The following is a 16976-nucleotide window of genomic DNA, read 5'->3' as shown; positions in this document are numbered from 1 at the left end:
CGCGTCAGACACGTCCAGCGACGACTCCTGCCACTCTGCAGAATCAATTACTTAACCGATGGAGCGCCGTTCACACTCGCTTCACCTTATCCCTATCATTAACGTCGGCCTTCCTCGACCAGGACCGCTTTCGCGCCGTTGGGGTTTTTACAGAGCCAGGAAGCGCAACTCCGTAAAATCCACACTTCGCCCTCTCTCGAAATAGCATAGGTCCACCATGACACATTCGAGGAACTTCGCCCCCCTTCACACCTGGAAAAGCGTTCGCCGCTGGACCCTGCTAGGGCCGATAGGGTGCGTTGTAGCGTCGATCAGCTTCAATCTCTGGATGCTGCAGGATTACGCCGACGACGTGCGGCTGCGGGTGATGATCAGCTCCATCGTCCTCCCCGTCATTTTGGGCGTGCCGCTGTTTTATTATTTCAGCAGCAAGGTGCGAAGTCTCTCCATCGCCAACGCCCGCCTCGGCCGCGTCGCCCGCACCGATAGCCTCACCGCCTGCCTCAATCGCGGCGCGTTTACCACCAAGGTCAGCGACTGGCTCCGCGACCCCACCCATGCACCGGCCGGCGCGCTGCTGATGATCGACGCCGACAATTTCAAAGCCATCAACGATCTTTACGGCCACGACCAGGGCGACGAGGCGCTTACTCTGATCGCGCGCGCTATTCGCGCCGTGCTGCGCAATGGAGATCTGGTCGGCCGCATGGGCGGCGAGGAATTCGCCGTTTTCCTCCCTGGCGTCAACAAGAAGCAGACGCTCCAGATCGCCGACCGCATCCGCCGCTCGGTTAACCTTGCCGTCTTCATGCCCGATGGCGAACAGCGCATTCTTTCCGTCAGCATCGGCGGCGCGGTCTTTGAAAACCGCACCAAGTTCTCCGAACTGTTCCGCCTCGCCGACCAGTACCTTTATGGCGCCAAGAATGCAGGCCGCAACACTTCCAACATCGAAGAGGTTGTCGACGAGGCTCCCCTCGACCTCCTGCGCATAGCGTAAAAAAATCCCCGCCGAAGCGGGGATTGTGCGAGCGTTTCGAAAGCTTAGCCGGCGAGTTTTGCCGCGTCTTCGTCGCTCATGTCGAAGTTGGAATAAACGTTCTGCACGTCGTCATCTTCCTCGAGCGTCGAGATCAGCTTGAGCAGCGTCGCGCCCTTTTCGGCATCGATCGGCGTCTCGTTCTGCGGCTTCCAGATCGCCTTCACCGACTCGGCTTCGCCCAGCACCTTTTCGAGGTTCGCCGCGACTTCTGCCATGGCCTCGAAGCTCGTATAGATATAGTGCCCGTCTTCGTCGCTCTCGACGTCGTCGGCGCCCGCCTCGATCGCCGCTTCCATCACCTTGTCTTCGGTGCCAACAGTCGCCGGATAGGTGATCTCGCCGACGCGGTCGAACATGAAGCCGACCGAACCGGTTTCACCCAGCGCGCCGCCATTCTTGGAGAAATACGAGCGCACATTGGACGCCGTGCGATTGCGATTGTCGGTCAATGCCTCGACGATAACGGCCACGCCACCGGGGCCATAGCCCTCATAGCGGATCTCGTCATAGTTTTCGCCTTCGCTGCCCGATGCCTTCTTGATGGCACGGTCGATATTGTCCTTGGGCATGGACTGCGAGCGCGCATTGGTCACGGCCAGACGAAGGCGTGCGTTGAACGCCGGATCGGGCTGGCCCATCTTGGCCGCCACGGTGATTTCGCGCGCGAGCTTGGAAAACACCTTGGAGCGCGCCGCATCCGACTTGCCCTTGCGGTGCATGATGTTCTTGGCGTGTGAATGGCCTGCCATGGGGGACCTCTAGCGAGATTTTTGTTTTTCGGCGCCGCTTATAGGGGGCGGCTCGGGGAAAGGGAAGCTAGGCGGGAAAATCCGGCAGCGCCTGCGCCAGAACGCCACCGACCCGCACCGGCACGACATGACGCGCAAGCCCGGTCCGCGGATCGGTCTCGACCGCAACCCCACAAAGCGTGGCTTCACCTTCCGCCGGCGAAAACCGCCCGTTCGGGAGTCCCGTCAGGAAGCGATTGAGTGGTTCCTCGTAATCGGTGCCGATAATGGAGTCGAAATCCCCGCACATGCCGGCATCCGCCATCAGCGCCGTGCCGCCGCGCAGGATGCGGTGGTCCGAAGTCGGGATATGCGTATGCGTGCCGACGACCAATGTGGCCCTTCCATCGAGAAAATAACCCATGGCCTGGATTTCGGATGTCGCTTCGGTGTGAAAATCGACGATTACCGCATCGGCCTGTTCTCCCAGCGGGCAAGCGGCGATGGCAGTCTCGACCGCCCGGAATGGATCATCGATCGGCGGCAGGAACACGCGGCCTAGGGCATTGACCACCAGCACCCGATGCCCATTGCGACCCTCAGCCATCATGGCGCCGCGCCCTGGCGTGCCCGGCGCGTAGTTGATCGGCCGCACCAGCGTTGTTTCGCGCTCGATATAGGACAGCGCCTCGCGCTGGTCGAAAGCGTGATCGCCCAGCGTCACGATATCGGCGCCAGCGTCACGAAGCCCCCGGAAATGTCCCTCGGTCAGCCCCTTGCCATGGCTGGCATTTTCGCCATTCACCACGACGAAATCAAAACCATAGGTGGCGATCAGGCCCGGCAGGCGTTCGGCGACAGCGTCACGGCCGGCGCGGCCCATGACGTCGCCTAAGAAAAGTAGCTTCATGCGGAATGCTCAAAAAAGCGAACGCCGGTCTCGGTGACAACGGCATCGAGCGGCAGGTCGTGTTCCTGCCGCGGGACGTGGGAAAGCTCCTGGGCGGCAAAAGCGAGGCCCACGAGAAGCGGCTTGCGAGGCAGCGCGGCAAGGGTCCGGTCATAATAGCCGCCACCATAACCGAGCCGCGTGCCGCTATGATCAAAGCCCAAAAGCGGCATGAGCACGAGGTCGGGCACTGCGCGCGGCGCATGATCGGCCGGCGCCATGGTGCCGAAGCCGGCTTCATAAAGCGGCGCATCTGCCTCCCAAACCCGCATTTCGAGCGGCTCTTCGCTTCCCACGACCACCGGCAGGACGACGGCCTGGCCGCTATCCATCAGTCGCACCAAGATCGGCGTGCAATCGAGCTCGTCGCGAATGCGCCAATAGCCGGCAACCACATCCTCGGGCGCAACGTCCACCATGTCGAAAAAGTGGCTGGCCACGGCGCGCGCAGCATCGGCGCGGAAGTCATCGGAAAGCCCAGCCCGTGCCGCATGGGCCTTGCCGCGCAACTCGGCCTTTTCTTGTTCCGCTGCCGAATCCGCCATCTGCCCTCGAAGAAATTAAGCGCCGCCCTGGCCGTGGGACATGCGATCCCGGGAACCTACTTTCGTAGGTGGGCGCCGTATGTCCAAGCCCACGGGCCTGGTCAGGGACAGCTCCCTTAGGATCGATTAAGGCCCCGGGGATATGTGAGTCCTCACGCGCCGGGCAGCACGCAAGATATAGGCTGTTCGAAGCCGCCTGCAAAGACCGCTCGATCACTTCATGTGTGATGTTTTCCGTAAGCCGCCGGTCAGCTAGGATGCGCCATGATGTTGCGCTTTCTCACAGCCCTTCTGGCCCTGCCTCTGCTGATCGTCGCGCCCCTCTCCGCCGCCGAGGAAGAGCGGAAATACTGTCATGACCTGGACGGCACATCAGTCTGTATCGCCGAAGGCAGCTATCTCGCCGATACCTGCGCTGCCATCGAGCGCTACGCTTCCCATTATAGCCTTCCGCCCGACTATTTTGCCCGTCTGATCTGGCAGGAAAGCCGCTTCGATCCAGCAGCCATCAGCCCCGCAGGCGCACAGGGCATCGCCCAGTTCATGCCCGGCACCGCGGCTCTGCGCGCACTGCGCAACCCCTTCGATCCCGCCGAAGCCCTCGAACGGTCGGCCGAATACCTGCGGGCGCTGGAGCTCAAATACGGCAATCTCGGCCTTGCCGCCGCAGCCTATAACGGCGGCGAGGGCAAGGTCAGCCGCTACCTCGCCGGCACGGGCGGCCTTGCCGGAGAAACCCGCGCCTATGTCTCGATCATTACCGGCCGCCCGGTCGATGGCTGGACTGGCGGCACGGTTGCCGAAGCCGACTACACACTCTCGAAAGAAAAGCCTTTTGCCGAAGCCTGCATCGACATGGCCAGCGCCGCACCCATGCCCGAATTCGGACCTGAACCCGGCGCGTGGCAACCCTGGGGCGTGCTGATCGCCCAGAATTTTTCGCAAGACATTGCCCGCAGCGCCTTCACCCGCGCGCAATCGCGGCACTCGGATGTTTTCGCCGACCACCCGCTGCTCCTGGTCACCGTCCGCAACCTCAGCATGGGAACCCGCCTGCGCTATTCCGCCCAAATCGGCTTTCCCACCCGCAACGAAGCCCAATCCTTCTGCAACAAGCTTCTCGACGCCGGCGGCAGCTGCATCGTCCAGCGCAATGGAAGCTGAGTACGCTTAGAACAAGAGCTTATCCGGCAGGCTCTGCAAGTGATGAAGTACGCGCACAATGATCACATCACCATTGTCGATCCGGTAAATGACATGGTGCGATCGACACGGCATAAGCCTGATCATCTGGCCGGCAACAAACCGTTCAACGCCCATTTCTGGATGGGCAGCCAGGTCGTCGAAGAGGTCCAGCACATGCAGCTGGTAATCTTCTGCGACGCGTAGGCCGAAGGCCGCACCGCCCCATTTCGCCATGACCTCAAGATCCGATATGGTGGCAGCCGACAGCTTCCACATGACCTATGCGGAGTGCTTCAAGCCTGCCGCTTCCGCAGCTATGCGCCTCATGCGCTCCAGCAGTTCCTCGCGTGTCGTTTCTACGACGCCGCTATCGAGCCCCTCCTGAACCAGTTGGTCGAATCGTGCCCGCCGACTGGCCAGCTCTTGGTCCCGCCGAAGCATGTCGCGGACATAGTCGCTCGCGTTCGCGTACCTTCCTGTCGCCACCTGCTCTTCAACCCAGGTCTTCATCGCATCGGGAAGAGAAATGTTCATCGTCGCCATCGGGACCTCCTGGAACCCAAAGTATGGCATACTTTGCCAATCTTTGCCAATCACGGCAGCGGCGATGTTTGATCCAAAGTCTCCGCCACGCTGTCCAGCACCTTTGCCGCGTCATTGAGCTTCTTGGCAAAGGCCACCTCGGTGCTTTCCAGCTCCGCCGCAATCTCCTGCCCCGCCTGGGTCAGCTCTGCCACATGCGCTTCGAGCTCCGCGATCCGCCGCTCGGCTGCTGCAAGATCGTCCACCACGGCAATGCCCGCCATCACCGTCAGCCGGTTATCGCCGATCTCGCCGACCGCTCCCTTCAGCCCCTCGACCTGTTCGTTGAACCGCTTGGCCAGCCCGATTAGGTGACCCTGCTGCCCCTCCTCGCAGGCCATGCGATATTTACGTCCATTGATCTCGACATTGACCTCGGGCACTTAATTCTCCGCCTTCTGCAACACCGAACGCACGGTTTCCATGGCTTCCACCAGCCGGCGCGACACTTCATGCGCGCTGTCGTCCAGCCGCTTAGCGCGCGCTGCGGTCTTGTCGAGCTCGGTGGCAAGGCGCGACCGTTCATGGATCAGCCGCTGCGTGTCGACCTCGATGCGCTGGTGCCGCGCCTGACGTGCCGCAAGCTCCCGCAGGCTCGTATCGAGCCGCGCTATCGCCCGGTCGAACCGGGCAGAGGCGGCGCCCAGTGCGTCTTCATGTTCCGTCTCACTCATGGCCACTACTGCCCTCAAGATGCTTCGATATGAAGCGGTGCAAGCCTGCCCCAGCCGTCCCGCCAATGCAACCGCATCCGGCGGGCAAGCCCCGGAAATCGGGCTCCCGCCGTACCGCTTGCAGGCTTGCCGTGATTGACAGGCAATCCGAACCTGTTATGCCGTAACCCGCCTTTGGGAGGAGGCCGCGAGCCGGCAACTCCTCACGTTTTCAGCCTGAGAAAGAGTGGCCGCCCATGACCAACACCGCCCAGCAGAATGACCTGGCCAATGCCATCCGGTCCCTTTCCATGGACGCGGTCGAAAAGGCCAATTCCGGTCACCCCGGCCTGCCCATGGGCTGCGCCGATATCGCGACCGTGCTCTTCACCAAGGTCATGAAGTTCGATCCCGCGAACCCCCACTGGGCCGATCGCGACCGCTTCATTCTCTCGGCCGGCCACGGCTCGATGCTGCTTTATTCCTCGCTTTATCTCCTCGGCTACGAGGACATGACCATCGACCAGGTCAAGAACTTCCGCCAGATCGGCTCCAAGACCGCCGGCCACCCCGAATTCGGCCACGCCACCGGCATCGAAACCACCACCGGCCCGCTCGGTCAGGGCCTCGCCAACTCGGTGGGTTTTGCCGTCGCCGAAGCCAAGCTCGCCGCGGAATTCGGCGCCGACATCGTCGATCACCACACCTATGTGCTGGCCGGCGACGGCTGTCTCATGGAAGGCATCTCTCAGGAAGCCATCTCCCTTGCCGGCCACCTCAAGCTCAACAAGCTGATCGTCATCTGGGACAACAACAACATCACCATCGACGGCAAGGTCTCCAATGCCGACTCGACCGACCAGATCGCCCGCTTCAAGGCCGTCGGCTGGAACACGATCGAGATCGACGGCCATGACCAGGACGCCATCGAAAAGGCGCTCAACGACGCCAAGGCCTCGACCGACAAGCCGACCCTGATCGCCGCCAAGACCACGATCGGTTTCGGCGCGCCCAAGAAGGCCGGCACCGAAAAGGTCCACGGCGCTCCGCTCGGCGGCGAGGAACTCGCCGGTGCCAAGGCCGCGCTCGGTATCACCTACCCCGCCTTTGAAATCCCGTCGGCCATTCTCGACACCTGGCGCGCTGCCGGCACCCGCTCGCAGAACCTGCGCGGCGAATGGGAAGCCCGCCTCCAGGCCAATGGCAAGAAGGACGAATTCACCCGCCGCATGTCCGGCAAGCTCCCGGCCGATTTCACCCAGGCGATGAACGACTACAAGCGCAAGCTGGCCGAGGACAAGCCCAAGGTCGCCAGCCGCAAGGCCTCGCAGATGGCGCTCGAAGTCATCAACAAGGCCTTGCCCGAAACCCTCGCCGGTTCCGCCGACCTCACCCATTCCAACCTCACCAACACGCCCGAAACGCTGCCCTTCCAGGCCGATAATCGCCTCGGCCGCTACATGATGTACGGCATTCGCGAGCACGAAATGGGCGCGGCCATGAACGGCGTCGCGCTCCATGGCGGCCTCATCCCCTATGGCGGCACCTTCATGGTCTTCACCGACTATGCCCGCCCCGCCATCCGCCTTTCGGCGCTCATGGAACAGCGCGTCATCTATGTCATGACCCACGATTCCATCGGTCTCGGCGAAGACGGCCCGACCCACCAGCCGGTCGAACACCTCACGGCCCTCCGCGCCATTCCCAATCTTCTGGTCTTCCGTCCGGCCGACGCCATGGAAACCGCCGAGTGCTGGGAACTGGCAATGCAAGCCCAGCACCCCGCCATCCTTGCCCTGTCGCGCCAGAACCTGCCCGCCGTCCGCACCGAATTTTCGGATGAAAACAAATCCGCCAAGGGCGCCTATACCCTCCTTGGCCCCGCCGACGCCGACGCCGTGATCTTTGCCACCGGCTCGGAAGTCGCCATCGCCGTCGAAGCTCAAAAGCAGCTCAGCGCACAGGGCATCTCCGCCCGCGTCGTTTCCGTGCCCTCCATGGAGCTTTTCGCCAAGCAGTCCGACAGCTACCGGGCCGAAGTGCTCGGCTCCGCCAAGGCTCGCGTTGCGGTGGAAGCCGGCATCGAGATGAGCTGGAACAAGCTCCTGGGCGATCGAGGCCGCTTTGTGGGCATGCATTCCTTTGGCGCTTCCGGCCCGATCGATGCGCTTTACGAACACTTTGGTATTACGCCCAAGGCCGTTGTTGAAGCTGTCACCGCGCAGTTGTAAGAGACCGCTGCCTCCCCTTTCCCCCCTCCCCTTCTAGGAGCGAATAACCATGGCAGTTCGCGTCGCCATCAACGGCTTTGGCCGCATCGGTCGCAACATCCTGCGCGCCATCGTCGAGTCCGGCCGCACCGACATCGAAGTCGTGGCCGTCAACGATCTTGGCCCGGTCGAAACCAATGCCCACCTGCTGCGCTATGACAGCGTGCACGGCCGCTTCCCGTTCGAGGTCGTGGTCGAAGGCGACGTGATCAAGACCCACGGCCAGACCATTAAAGTCACCGCCGTCAAGAACCCGGCCGAGCTGCCGCATGCCCAGATGGGCGTCGATATCGTCCTCGAATGCACCGGCATCTTTACCTCCAAGGAAAAGGCCTCGGCGCACCTTCAGGCCGGCGCCAAGAAGGTCGTGGTTTCCGCTCCCGCCGATGGCGCCGACAAGACCATCGTCTACGGCATCAACCATGCCACGCTGGGCAAGGATGACATCGTCATCTCCAACGGCTCCTGCACCACCAATTGCCTTGCCCCCATGGCCATGGTCATGAACGAGCTCGTCGGCATCGAAAAGGGAATGATGACCACCATCCATTCCTATACCGGTGACCAGCCGACGCTCGACACCATGCACAAGGATCTTTACCGCGGCCGTGCCGCAGCCCTCAGCCAGATCCCGACCTCGACCGGCGCGGCCAAGGCCATCGGCCTCGTTCTGCCCGAACTCAAGGGCAAGCTCGACGGCATCTCGATCCGCGTGCCGACCCCCAACGTCTCGCTCGTCGATCTCAAATTCGTCGCCAAGCGCAGCATTACCCCGCAGGAAGTCAACGACGCCCTGATCGCCGCCGCCGATGGCAAGCTCAAGGGCGTGATGACCTATACCCATCACCCCCTGGTCTCGAGCGACCTCAACCACGACCCCCATTCCTGCACGATCCTCCTGGACCAGACCAAGGTCCTCGACGGCAATTTCGTGAACATCATGGGCTGGTACGACAACGAGTGGGGTTTCTCCAACCGCATGCTCGACACCACCGTCGCCTTCGCGGCAACGCTGTAAAAATCCAAGGGCGCCGCAAGGCGCCCTTTCTGCTTGTGGCCTCGCAGCGCACCTCCATGAGACCTCATGGTGAGGCGCGTAGCGCAAGCGCAGCCTCGAACCAAGAGGTCGGGTACCCCGCACTTCCCCCACACTCGATGTCGCCCCGGGCTAGACCCGGGGCCCATCCCGAGATCTCAAGCTAGGCCCCGGCCTACGCCGGGGTGACAGCCACTGAATGTTGGGTCACTGTGCGCCCAACCAACCACCGTACCCCCCATGCTCAACCGCTCCATCCGCTGGCAAGGCCTCGACCTTCAAACCCTAGAACACGCCCACATCGTGGATGGCCGCAACACCCACATTCGCGGCACCATTATCGGCCCCGATTGGGGCCTCTTCTATCGCCTCAAACTCGATGAAAACGCCCACACCCGCGCGGTCCGCATCGAGCGCGCCGATGGACAGGTGCTCGAACTCTTTTCCGACGGCGCCGGCACCTGGTCCGACGACCGCGCCGAACCCATCCCGGCCCTGCGCGGTTGCATCGACGTCGACATCTGGCCCACCCCGATGACCAATTCCCTGCCCATCTGGCGCACCGAATGGACTGACCAACCCATCCGCTTCGCCATGGCCTGGATCGACGCGACGACCCTGGAGTTCAAGCGCTCCGAACAGATCTACACCAAACTCGACCCCACCCACTTCCGCTTCCAATCAGCAGATTTTGAGGCGGTGCTGACGGTGGATGCGGATGGATTGGTGACGGACTATCCGGGGCTGTTTGCACGACAACTCTAGTCTACTGACACATTCCGAGGGGCAAGGAAGGTAGAAAGCAAACAGAATGCCTCAGCCTGAAGAGCCAACTCATCTTCTTAAAGCCAAGCGCTGCCTAGCATCCCGGCAAAAAGCTGCCTTTACGTCAAAGGCTCCGCCAGCCTGCCCCAAACAGGATCCCAGAATTTTCATCTTCAATTCGAACGACAATGCGCTTCAGGCCCAATCCAGTCCACCAAGCTTCTGCAATCGCGAATGCTTGGTTCACTGGAATCGGCAAAGAGGCAATCTCATCAACCGTCTATACGGCAGCAAAGCTTTGGCCAAATAAGCGTGTAATTTCCACCAACACATCGTGGTGCAAAAGGGCCGAGCCGGGTCCAAGCTTTTCGCTATCTGTCATCTAAATCCCTCTCGCTGCGCGATAGCGACTGCATGCGAGGCTAAGATTTGATCATTCCGCCGCGACGATCAGTCCGGAGAAATAGAGGGTGAAGAGTTGTCTTCCGCCCTCCTCTTCAACACGCATCTGCCACCCACGGATGTCGAAGAACTGCGAGCCCAACTCACTAATCATCGCGATAGCCCACAAAATCGCTTCAGAGCGAGCGTGTTCGTCGCTCTCGCACAGAGTGCCCGAAAGATCGGGTGCATACTGGCCATCTCTGACGTGAAAAAAGTATCGAGGCATGCACGTGCTCCACTATGGCGGTAGCGCGTTTCATCTCTCAAGCACCGATTGCCTTGCTTGGACGGTGACGGACAACAATGTAGACGCCAGCTTGACGTTCCCGAGTCCTTCAACAACTTGATCTAGCGCGAGTCGTCCGTTCCTGCCGCGTGCAAAGCGGACGCTCCTTGTAGATACAAAAAACCCGCCGACGCTCGCGACGGCGGGTCATAAAGCGGCCAAGAGGCCGCCGGTCTGTTACAGAATTATTTCTGCAGCATGAGATTGATTGCAGATTCACGCCCATCGCGACCGGTTTCGACCTCGTAGGTCACCTTATCGTTTTCATAAAGCCCAGAAACACCGGAGCGCTCTACAGCGGAGACGTGGACGAAGTGGTCCTTGCCGCCATTTTCCGGGGTAATGAAACCAAAGCCCTTGGTTGCGTTGAAGAATTTAACGGTGCCGTTGATGGTGGCCATTTTGATATTCCTTGAGCTCGGAGCCGAAGCAAAGCGAGCGTTGCCCTTCGCGACATGCGAGAGGGAGCATAGACGTTCGCAAAGTGGATCAGAGAGCCAAGGACCGGAAGAACCGGCAAAGGCAGCCGACTTGGGCTGAAAACGCGTATAAAGGCTTATTGCAGGTAATAGTGGTGATGGGAAGGCAGAGGACACCGAATAAAATTACAAGTTTTTCTTGTTAAACCTACTTGTAATTACTTCTGTCGCTGAGCTCATGGTCTAAAGCGTCGCGATGCAAGCGTCGGCGACGTCGCCATAGCAACACGCCTAGCAGAAAAATCGGCACGAAGCTTGCCCCAATGGCGACAGGATGAGCTAGCACCTCGACATCGTAGAACATGCCAAAGATCACGAGCATCAAGAAGGCCAGGATTATTGCAATTAGGCCGTAGGTGAACGCGGATCCCTCAGGCCAAGGGGCATACTTGTTGGCGGCAGCAATCGCCATTGTTCGTCTATGGTGTTCTGGCAAACCTTGACCCCTCAAGCTATGACTAATCGATTGAAGAGGCAGTTGGCGCAGCACGCCTCTAGGACAAGCCTGAATTGACGTCATGCTGGCTGTCCGCCAGCAAGGCGGCTTCCAATTCTGCCATCGTGACCGAAATCGCGCTAGTTGTCCCACCGTCCACCAGCATCAACTGGCAAGAGGCACGATAGGCTTCCCACGATACGTCTAACGGGATCTGCTCCACCACCAGATCGAACGTCCCCGGTGCATGAGCTTCAGGCATGTTAGCTAGGGCAAAGCGATGGTTGAAGGTAATTTGCCGTGTCGTGACCTTTGCGCTCATAGACGCCCGCCTTTGCCATCGACGTTCTGAATGAACGCACGACGCAGCGGGTAGTCCTCCGAAAAATACAGGCTGCGAATAGCGTCACCGTTATAGCGAATTTCGCTAGCCTCAATGAGGGAGCTTGCCTGGACGCCAACTGGCAGTTCCTCGACCGTGAACTGGACCGCTTCTGCAAGTGAGGGGAAGCGCTGATAGCGGGCCACGCGGGGCGAGCTTTGGCGACGTCCAGGATAGAGTTCGGCTGGCGCATTGTAGTTGGTCATCGGTGTTTCCTTGAAAGAGGGCGAAATCGAGCGCCGCGGGGCGCAACGTTCATGATCCAAGGAAAGCGGCAGGAGCCGGCGGCCAAAGGCGTTTGAAACGCATGCACATATATGGTGCTCAATAGCCGCTTTTGTAAGGCCGAAGGGTTTTCGAATAACGACGCCGATAAGTGTTTTTGAAGTCCGGTTTTGCTAACGGCTGCAAAGCGCTCTTTTGCCGACCAATTCCTGACTTATCCCCCTTATCCCCTCCCCCAAAACCTTGCGCTACTCTCCCCTCATTCCCGCCGCACACGCGGTGCCGACGAAGCATCGGGCGGGGGGACGGGTCTTTCGGGGTCGCCTGAGGGAGTGCGTGGATGCCGACGCCGGCCAGGGGAGCGTTCTGGCTTGGGGAGATGGGAACTCGCGCACCCGCCTTAAGCCTCAACGATCGCCGTCACCCCTATGGTGGGCTGCCCGAGGCATGCGCAAAAAATCCCGATCGTGCGAAGCGGCTTTCGCCTCTTCACTATACAACCATCCGGGGCGAAAGCCGCTTCTCACCGTGCTTGAACCGCCCCGCCGATCCGGCCGGGCGGCGCTTCCGCACGCCTCTTTTTCATGGGTCCCCGCTTCCACCCGCTTTGCCACTCTGCTACCCCACGGGAACGACCAACCCTGCCGGAGGACAAACCCGTGAGCCAGAGCTTCAAGACCCTCGACGAACTGGACCTTTCCGGCAAGCGCGTCCTCCTGCGGGCCGATCTCAACGTGCCGGTCGCCGATGGCAAGGTCACCGACGCCACCCGCATCGAGCGCCTCGTCCCCACCATCCGCGAAATCGTCAAGCACGATGCCAAGGTCATTCTTCTGAGCCACTTCGGCCGCCCCAAGGGCAAGGTCGATCCCGAATTCTCGCTCGAACAGGTCTGCGCCGCCATTGCCGACGCCACCGGCCACCCGGTCGGCTTCGTTGCCACCGATTGGGTCGATGTTTCGGCCGCCAAGCAGGCCATCGACGAAGCCCCGGCCGGCTCCGTCCTCGTGCTCGAAAACACCCGCTTCCATCCCGGCGAAGAAGAGAACGATCCCGAACTCGCCAAGCTGATGGCCAGCCTCGGCGACCTCTATGTCAACGACGCCTTCTCCGCCGCCCACCGCGCCCATGCTTCGACCGAAGGCCTTGCCCACCTCCTGCCTTCCGCCGCCGGCCTTGCGATGCAGGCCGAGCTCGAGGCGCTCGAAACCGGTCTCGGCAAGCCGAAAAAGCCCGTCGTTGCCATTGTCGGCGGCGCAAAAGTCTCGTCCAAGATCGACCTCCTCGAAAACCTCGTCACCAAGGTCGATGGCCTCGTCATTGGCGGCGGCATGGCCAATACCTTCCTCTTCGCCATGGGCTATGGGGTCGGCAAGTCGCTCTGCGAGAAGGACCTCGCCGATACCGCCCGCCGCATTCTCGACAAGGCCGACAAATCCGGCTGCGCCATTATCCTGCCGGTCGACGCCGTCGTGTCCTGGCACTTCAAGGCCAATTCCCCGACCCGCCTTTATGGCGTCGACTCGATCGACCCCGATGGCATGATCCTCGATATCGGCCCGCAATCGATCGAGCGCATCAATGGCGCCATCGACGATGCCCATACCGTGGTCTGGAACGGGCCGGTCGGCGCTTTCGAAATGACCCCCTTCGATGCCGGCACCGTCGCCATCGCCAAGCACGTCGCCAAGCGCACCCATGATGGGCACCTCGTCTCGGTCGCCGGCGGCGGCGACACCGTCGGTGCCCTCGCCCATGCCGACGTCAAGGACAAGCTCACCTACGTCTCCACCGCCGGCGGCGCCTTCCTCGAATGGATGGAAGGCAAACCCCTCCCCGGCGTTCAGGCACTCAAGAAGTAGAACGTTAGTCGCATATCCGGAGGTCTAATCGAAACGCAGCTGACGAAAGTCTAAGGTCGGGTCCTAACCACCGAGGATCTCGATGACCAAGTCGCTCAATGCCATCGCCCAAAAACTGATGACCCCCGGCATGGGCATCCTTGCTGCCGACGAGTCCGAAGGCACGATCGGCAAGCGCTTTGACAAGATCAGCCTGCCCAATACGCTTGATTTGCGCCGCGACTATCGCGAGATGCTGTTTGGCGCCACCGACGCCATGCGCCACTACATTTCCGGCGTCATTCTCACCGAGGAAACGCTCAAGCAATCCGCCGCCGACGGCACCCCCTTCCGCGCCATCCTCGCCGATGCCGACGTCATCCCTGGAATCAAGGTCGACCGCGGCGCCTTCCCCATGCCGGGCGAAGCGGGCGAAAAGATCACCGAAGGCCTCGATGGCCTTCGTCAGCGCCTCGCCGCCTATGCAGATCTGGGCGCCGGTTTTGCCAAGTGGCGCGCCGTGATCACCATCAACGACATCGCCCCCACCCGCAACAATATCCGCGCCAACGCCCATTCCCTGGCCCGCTACGCCATGCTCTGCCAGGAAGCCGGCATCGTCCCCATCGTCGAGCCGGAAGTCGTCGGCGATGGCGAGCCGGGCAACCACTCGCTCGAACGCTGCGCCCAGGTCACCGGTGACGTGCTCGAAAACGTGTTCAAGGAACTCCGCCTCGCCGGTGTCGACCTTGCCGGCATGCTGCTCAAGCCCAACATGGTCCTTCCCGGCGTCAATTCCCGCGACCGCCCCACCGTCGAGGAAGTCGCGCAGCGCACCGTTGCCGTGCTCAAGGAGCACGTCCCCGCCGCCGTACCCGGCATCGCCTTCCTCTCCGGCGGCCAGACCGACGAGGAAGCCACCGCGCACCTTTCGGCGATGAACCGCATCCCAGGCAAACCGTGGCCGCTGACCTTCTCCTATGGCCGCGCCCTCCAGAACGTCGCCCTGCGCACCTGGGCCGGCCGCCGCGAGAATTTCCCCCAGGCGCGCCAGGCCTTCGCCCACCGCGCTCACATGAATTCCCTCGCCGCCACCGGCGAATGGACCAACGCGGTCGACCGCGCCGCCTAAGAGGTTACCGACGCTCCCAACGTCGCAACGACGCGCGCCTCCTCCGGGGCGCGCGTCTCTTCTTGCAGCCATGGCCCCGGCGCCCTATTGAGGTCCGTCCCTTTGTCGCCAAAATCCGCTCATAGGGAGCAACGCGTCGACGCATAGGACGGCCATGGCCCCCCAGCTTTATCTGATTACTCCGGCTGATCCCGATCTCGAGCGCTTCCCGCGCCAGCTGATGGCCGTGCTGACCGGCCCCGAAGTCGCCGCCCTCTTGGTCCGCCGTGGCGACATGGACGACACCGCCTATGCCGACCTCGTCGAACGTCTCGTGCAGATCGGCCAGGCTTCCGGCGCCGCCGTTCTCGTTGAAGACGACGTCGCCCTCGCCCGCCGCGCTGGTGCCGACGGCGTCCACGTCACCCGGGGCGGTGCAAAAGCCATTCGCGCTGCCATCGAGGCCTTGAAGCCCGACGGCATTGTCGGCGTCGGCGGTATTAACTCCCGTCATGATGCCATGAGCTATGGTGAACTCGACGTCGATTACGTGATGTTCGGCCCCCTTGGGGGTGAGCGCGATGCGCAAGCGAGCGAGTTGGCGCAGTGGTGGGCGGAAACGTTCGAAGTGCCGGCGGTGCTTTCTGATCCCAATGCCAATGCAGCAGAAGTGGGTATCTTGGCCACGGAGTTTCTGGCCGTTTCCGACTGCGTCTGGTCCACCCCCGACCCGGTCGCCACCATGGCTGCCTTCGACCGCGCGGCAAAGGAAGCGGCATGATCCGCCCCCTGCCCGTACTTGCCCTTGTGGCCGCCCTCGCCTCCTTGCCCACCCTCGCGCAGGAAACACCGGCCGACCAGATCAGCGAGGCCGTACTCGGGCCGCGCGCGCCGGTGGATTATGCCTTCGGCGCCTTCCAGCGCGGCTACTATCTCACCGCCTTCGAACTTGCCCTTCCCCGCGCCGAGCAAAATGATGCCGCCGCGCAAACCCTTATCGCCGAAATCTACGCCAAGGGCCTGGGCGTTCCGGAAAATCACGAGCGTGCTGCCGGTTGGTACCAACTGGCCTCGCGCAACGGCGACCGCTTGGCAACCTTTGAACTCGGCATGCTCTACCAGGCCGGCCTCGGCGTCCCCAAGAGCCGCGAACGCTCGGCCGAGCTTTTCAAAGCCGCATCCGACGCCGGATATGTTCCCGCCAAATATAACATGGCGCTGCTCCACGTCGAAGGCATCTATGCCGAGCCAAGCCTTGTCACGGCCGCCACCCTGATGCGGGAAGCCGCCGAAGCCGAGCTTCCCGAAGCCCAATATGACTATGGATCGATGCTGCTTGAAGGCGCCGGCGTCGCCCCAAATAATGAGGAAGGCGCCCGCTATATCGAGCTTGCCGCCCGCCAGGGTCTGACCGACGCCCAAGTCGATTTTGCGACCCTGCTCTATCTCGGTCAGGGTGTTGAGCGGAACGTCGAGGACGCCGCCCTCTGGTATGGTCGCGCCGCCGAAAGCGGCAGCGCCGTAGCCCAAAACCGCTATGCCAAGCTCCTTGCCGTCGGCGAAGGCATCGAGGCCAACCTTGAAGACGCTGCCATGTGGCGCGCCCTTGCCCGCCGGCAGGGTCTTGTCGATCCGGACCTCGATCGCCTCCTGGTGTCCATTCCCCCTGAGACGCTGGCGCGTGCCGAAGAACGTGCGCGCTTCTGGCCATCGACGCCCCTCAATATCGAGACCGTTGCCACGGTACCGAGCATCGCGCCGGTCGAGGGACCAGTCCTGCCCGCGCCGGTCGATCCCGAAAATGCGCCAAGCCAGGTGGTCGACCCCGCCGAGGGAACCGCTGCCGAAACGGCGCCTGCCGCACCCGCAGAGCTGACACCAGAGGCACCTGCAGCCCAAGACCCTTGAACCGCAACCGCATCTGGGGCAATAAGCCCGCCACACATCAATCCAGCGGCGGAGCCAGGCTCCATGCAAGCGGGCAGCGGAACACGTCGCGCTCGTTGGGCCGCATGAG

Annotated in this window: 21 protein-coding genes and 1 other RNA gene; 9 read left to right on the top strand and 13 right to left on the bottom strand. The window is 61.9% G+C overall.

All coding sequences use genetic code 11. The features are described 5' to 3' along the window. Window positions 1-328 precede the first annotated feature (328 nt). A complete protein-coding gene (locus JI748_RS01445; RefSeq protein WP_201634259.1) occupies window positions 329-1000 on the top strand; it encodes a GGDEF domain-containing protein in 672 nt (223 codons plus the stop codon). A 44-nt stretch (window positions 1001-1044) separates the two neighbouring features. Here the strand turns inward: JI748_RS01445 and JI748_RS01440 are convergent, their stop codons facing one another. The 4 genes from JI748_RS01440 to ssrS form a co-directional block, all read right to left on the bottom strand. Beyond that, complete coding sequence (locus tag JI748_RS01440; RefSeq protein WP_201634256.1) at window positions 1045-1791, bottom strand: YebC/PmpR family DNA-binding transcriptional regulator; 747 nt, start codon at window positions 1789-1791, stop codon at window positions 1045-1047. Window positions 1792-1858: 67 nt separating this feature from the next. Next, window positions 1859-2680 (bottom strand): TIGR00282 family metallophosphoesterase, encoded by an 822-nt coding sequence (locus JI748_RS01435; RefSeq protein WP_164534627.1) that lies wholly within the window; start codon window positions 2678-2680, stop codon window positions 1859-1861. Then, window positions 2677-3264 carry a 5-formyltetrahydrofolate cyclo-ligase gene (locus JI748_RS01430; protein ID WP_201634253.1) on the bottom strand — a complete coding sequence of 196 codons (588 nt, stop codon included), beginning with the start codon at window positions 3262-3264 and terminating at the stop codon, window positions 2677-2679. Before JI748_RS01430 ends, JI748_RS01435 begins: the two co-directional genes overlap by 4 nt. Window positions 3265-3279: 15 nt before the next feature. Then, a non-coding RNA gene (gene ssrS / locus JI748_RS01425) (6S RNA) lies at window positions 3280-3437 on the bottom strand. A gap of 91 nt (window positions 3438-3528) precedes the next feature. On the opposite strand from ssrS, the gene JI748_RS01420 reads away from it, so the two are divergent. Further along, entirely contained in the window at window positions 3529-4428 is a 900-nt protein-coding gene (locus JI748_RS01420; RefSeq protein WP_201634250.1) for a lytic transglycosylase domain-containing protein, read from the top strand. 6 nt (window positions 4429-4434) lie between these two features. Here JI748_RS01420 and JI748_RS01415 read toward each other — a convergent pair whose 3' ends face one another. The 4 genes from JI748_RS01415 to JI748_RS01400 are packed head-to-tail and all read right to left on the bottom strand — an operon-like array spanning window position 4435 to window position 5705. Then, window positions 4435-4725, bottom strand: coding sequence for a type II toxin-antitoxin system RelE/ParE family toxin (locus JI748_RS01415; protein WP_201634247.1), 291 nt, complete (start codon window positions 4723-4725; stop codon window positions 4435-4437). A gap of 3 nt (window positions 4726-4728) precedes the next feature. After that, window positions 4729-4992, bottom strand: coding sequence for a type II toxin-antitoxin system ParD family antitoxin (locus tag JI748_RS01410; protein ID WP_201634244.1), 264 nt, complete (start codon window positions 4990-4992; stop codon window positions 4729-4731). A gap of 50 nt (window positions 4993-5042) precedes the next feature. Then, complete coding sequence (locus JI748_RS01405) at window positions 5043-5414, bottom strand: cell division protein ZapA (protein ID WP_201634241.1); 372 nt, start codon at window positions 5412-5414, stop codon at window positions 5043-5045. After that, on the bottom strand, window positions 5415-5705 hold the full coding sequence (locus JI748_RS01400) for a DUF4164 family protein (RefSeq protein WP_201634238.1): 291 nt from the start codon (window positions 5703-5705) through the stop codon (window positions 5415-5417). It lies immediately after the preceding gene. A 236-nt stretch (window positions 5706-5941) separates the two neighbouring features. On the opposite strand from JI748_RS01400, the gene tkt reads away from it, so the two are divergent. From tkt to JI748_RS01385, 3 genes are all read left to right on the top strand, one after another. Continuing rightward, a complete protein-coding gene (gene tkt, locus JI748_RS01395) occupies window positions 5942-7915 on the top strand; it encodes a transketolase (RefSeq protein WP_201634235.1) in 1974 nt (657 codons plus the stop codon). A gap of 49 nt (window positions 7916-7964) precedes the next feature. Beyond that, the gene (gene gap / locus JI748_RS01390) at window positions 7965-8972 is read left to right on the top strand and encodes a type I glyceraldehyde-3-phosphate dehydrogenase (protein WP_201634233.1); all 1008 of its coding nucleotides are present in this window, start codon (window positions 7965-7967) and stop codon (window positions 8970-8972) included. A gap of 258 nt (window positions 8973-9230) precedes the next feature. Continuing rightward, on the top strand, window positions 9231-9755 hold the full coding sequence (locus JI748_RS01385) for a putative glycolipid-binding domain-containing protein (RefSeq protein ID WP_201634231.1): 525 nt from the start codon (window positions 9231-9233) through the stop codon (window positions 9753-9755). 433 nt (window positions 9756-10188) lie between these two features. Here the strand turns inward: JI748_RS01385 and JI748_RS01380 are convergent, their stop codons facing one another. From JI748_RS01380 to JI748_RS01360, 5 genes are all read right to left on the bottom strand, one after another. Next, window positions 10189-10425 carry a DUF6894 family protein gene (locus JI748_RS01380; RefSeq protein ID WP_201634229.1) on the bottom strand — a complete coding sequence of 79 codons (237 nt, stop codon included), beginning with the start codon at window positions 10423-10425 and terminating at the stop codon, window positions 10189-10191. A 245-nt stretch (window positions 10426-10670) separates the two neighbouring features. Further along, complete coding sequence (locus tag JI748_RS01375; protein WP_201634226.1) at window positions 10671-10886, bottom strand: cold-shock protein; 216 nt, start codon at window positions 10884-10886, stop codon at window positions 10671-10673. Window positions 10887-11112: 226 nt separating this feature from the next. Continuing rightward, window positions 11113-11376, bottom strand: coding sequence for a hypothetical protein (locus JI748_RS01370; protein ID WP_201634224.1), 264 nt, complete (start codon window positions 11374-11376; stop codon window positions 11113-11115). An 82-nt stretch (window positions 11377-11458) separates the two neighbouring features. Continuing rightward, window positions 11459-11722: a hypothetical protein gene (locus JI748_RS01365; protein ID WP_201634222.1), complete on the bottom strand. Its 264-nt coding sequence runs from the start codon at window positions 11720-11722 to the stop codon at window positions 11459-11461. Beyond that, a complete protein-coding gene (locus JI748_RS01360; protein WP_201634221.1) occupies window positions 11719-11988 on the bottom strand; it encodes a hypothetical protein in 270 nt (89 codons plus the stop codon). Before JI748_RS01360 ends, JI748_RS01365 begins: the two co-directional genes overlap by 4 nt. Window positions 11989-12666: 678 nt before the next feature. On the opposite strand from JI748_RS01360, the gene JI748_RS01355 reads away from it, so the two are divergent. The 4 genes from JI748_RS01355 to JI748_RS01340 all read left to right on the top strand — a co-directional run bounded on the left by JI748_RS01355 (window position 12667) and on the right by JI748_RS01340 (window position 16867). Further along, window positions 12667-13869: a phosphoglycerate kinase gene (locus tag JI748_RS01355; protein ID WP_233280587.1), complete on the top strand. Its 1203-nt coding sequence runs from the start codon at window positions 12667-12669 to the stop codon at window positions 13867-13869. Between the two features lie 82 nt (window positions 13870-13951). Continuing rightward, a complete protein-coding gene (locus JI748_RS01350) occupies window positions 13952-14980 on the top strand; it encodes a class I fructose-bisphosphate aldolase (RefSeq protein WP_201634215.1) in 1029 nt (342 codons plus the stop codon). 154 nt (window positions 14981-15134) lie between these two features. Further along, on the top strand, window positions 15135-15740 hold the full coding sequence (locus JI748_RS01345) for a thiamine phosphate synthase (protein ID WP_201634212.1): 606 nt from the start codon (window positions 15135-15137) through the stop codon (window positions 15738-15740). Continuing rightward, a complete protein-coding gene (locus tag JI748_RS01340) occupies window positions 15737-16867 on the top strand; it encodes a tetratricopeptide repeat protein (RefSeq protein ID WP_201634209.1) in 1131 nt (376 codons plus the stop codon). Before JI748_RS01345 ends, JI748_RS01340 begins: the two co-directional genes overlap by 4 nt. Window positions 16868-16976 lie beyond the last annotated feature (109 nt).

The sequence above is a fragment of the Devosia rhizoryzae genome, from assembly GCF_016698665.1.
GTDB lineage: Bacteria > Pseudomonadota > Alphaproteobacteria > Rhizobiales > Devosiaceae > Devosia > Devosia rhizoryzae.
The sequence above is the reverse complement of the archived record's forward strand: the minus strand, read 5'-3'. Positions and strand labels throughout refer to the sequence as shown.

What these genes read in the sequence shown, in the direction of transcription:
- JI748_RS01445 (WP_201634259.1), top strand. Translation starts at nt 329, where the DNA reads ATGCTGCAGGATTACGCCGACGACGTGCGGCTGCGGGTGATGATCAGC.
- JI748_RS01440 (WP_201634256.1), bottom strand. Translation starts at nt 1,791, where the DNA reads ATGGCAGGCCATTCACACGCCAAGAACATCATGCACCGCAAGGGCAAG.
- JI748_RS01435 (WP_164534627.1), bottom strand. Translation starts at nt 2,680, where the DNA reads ATGAAGCTACTTTTCTTAGGCGACGTCATGGGCCGCGCCGGCCGTGAC.
- JI748_RS01430 (WP_201634253.1), bottom strand. Translation starts at nt 3,264, where the DNA reads ATGGCGGATTCGGCAGCGGAACAAGAAAAGGCCGAGTTGCGCGGCAAG.
- JI748_RS01420 (WP_201634250.1), top strand. Translation starts at nt 3,529, where the DNA reads ATGATGTTGCGCTTTCTCACAGCCCTTCTGGCCCTGCCTCTGCTGATC.
- JI748_RS01415 (WP_201634247.1), bottom strand. Translation starts at nt 4,725, where the DNA reads ATGTGGAAGCTGTCGGCTGCCACCATATCGGATCTTGAGGTCATGGCG.
- JI748_RS01410 (WP_201634244.1), bottom strand. Translation starts at nt 4,992, where the DNA reads ATGGCGACGATGAACATTTCTCTTCCCGATGCGATGAAGACCTGGGTT.
- JI748_RS01400 (WP_201634238.1), bottom strand. Translation starts at nt 5,705, where the DNA reads ATGAGTGAGACGGAACATGAAGACGCACTGGGCGCCGCCTCTGCCCGG.
- tkt (WP_201634235.1), top strand. Translation starts at nt 5,942, where the DNA reads ATGACCAACACCGCCCAGCAGAATGACCTGGCCAATGCCATCCGGTCC.
- gap (WP_201634233.1), top strand. Translation starts at nt 7,965, where the DNA reads ATGGCAGTTCGCGTCGCCATCAACGGCTTTGGCCGCATCGGTCGCAAC.
- JI748_RS01385 (WP_201634231.1), top strand. Translation starts at nt 9,231, where the DNA reads ATGCTCAACCGCTCCATCCGCTGGCAAGGCCTCGACCTTCAAACCCTA.
- JI748_RS01380 (WP_201634229.1), bottom strand. Translation starts at nt 10,425, where the DNA reads ATGCCTCGATACTTTTTTCACGTCAGAGATGGCCAGTATGCACCCGAT.
- JI748_RS01375 (WP_201634226.1), bottom strand. Translation starts at nt 10,886, where the DNA reads ATGGCCACCATCAACGGCACCGTTAAATTCTTCAACGCAACCAAGGGC.
- JI748_RS01370 (WP_201634224.1), bottom strand. Translation starts at nt 11,376, where the DNA reads ATGGCGATTGCTGCCGCCAACAAGTATGCCCCTTGGCCTGAGGGATCC.
- JI748_RS01365 (WP_201634222.1), bottom strand. Translation starts at nt 11,722, where the DNA reads ATGAGCGCAAAGGTCACGACACGGCAAATTACCTTCAACCATCGCTTT.
- JI748_RS01360 (WP_201634221.1), bottom strand. Translation starts at nt 11,988, where the DNA reads ATGACCAACTACAATGCGCCAGCCGAACTCTATCCTGGACGTCGCCAA.
- JI748_RS01350 (WP_201634215.1), top strand. Translation starts at nt 13,952, where the DNA reads ATGACCAAGTCGCTCAATGCCATCGCCCAAAAACTGATGACCCCCGGC.
- JI748_RS01345 (WP_201634212.1), top strand. Translation starts at nt 15,135, where the DNA reads ATGGCCCCCCAGCTTTATCTGATTACTCCGGCTGATCCCGATCTCGAG.
- JI748_RS01340 (WP_201634209.1), top strand. Translation starts at nt 15,737, where the DNA reads ATGATCCGCCCCCTGCCCGTACTTGCCCTTGTGGCCGCCCTCGCCTCC.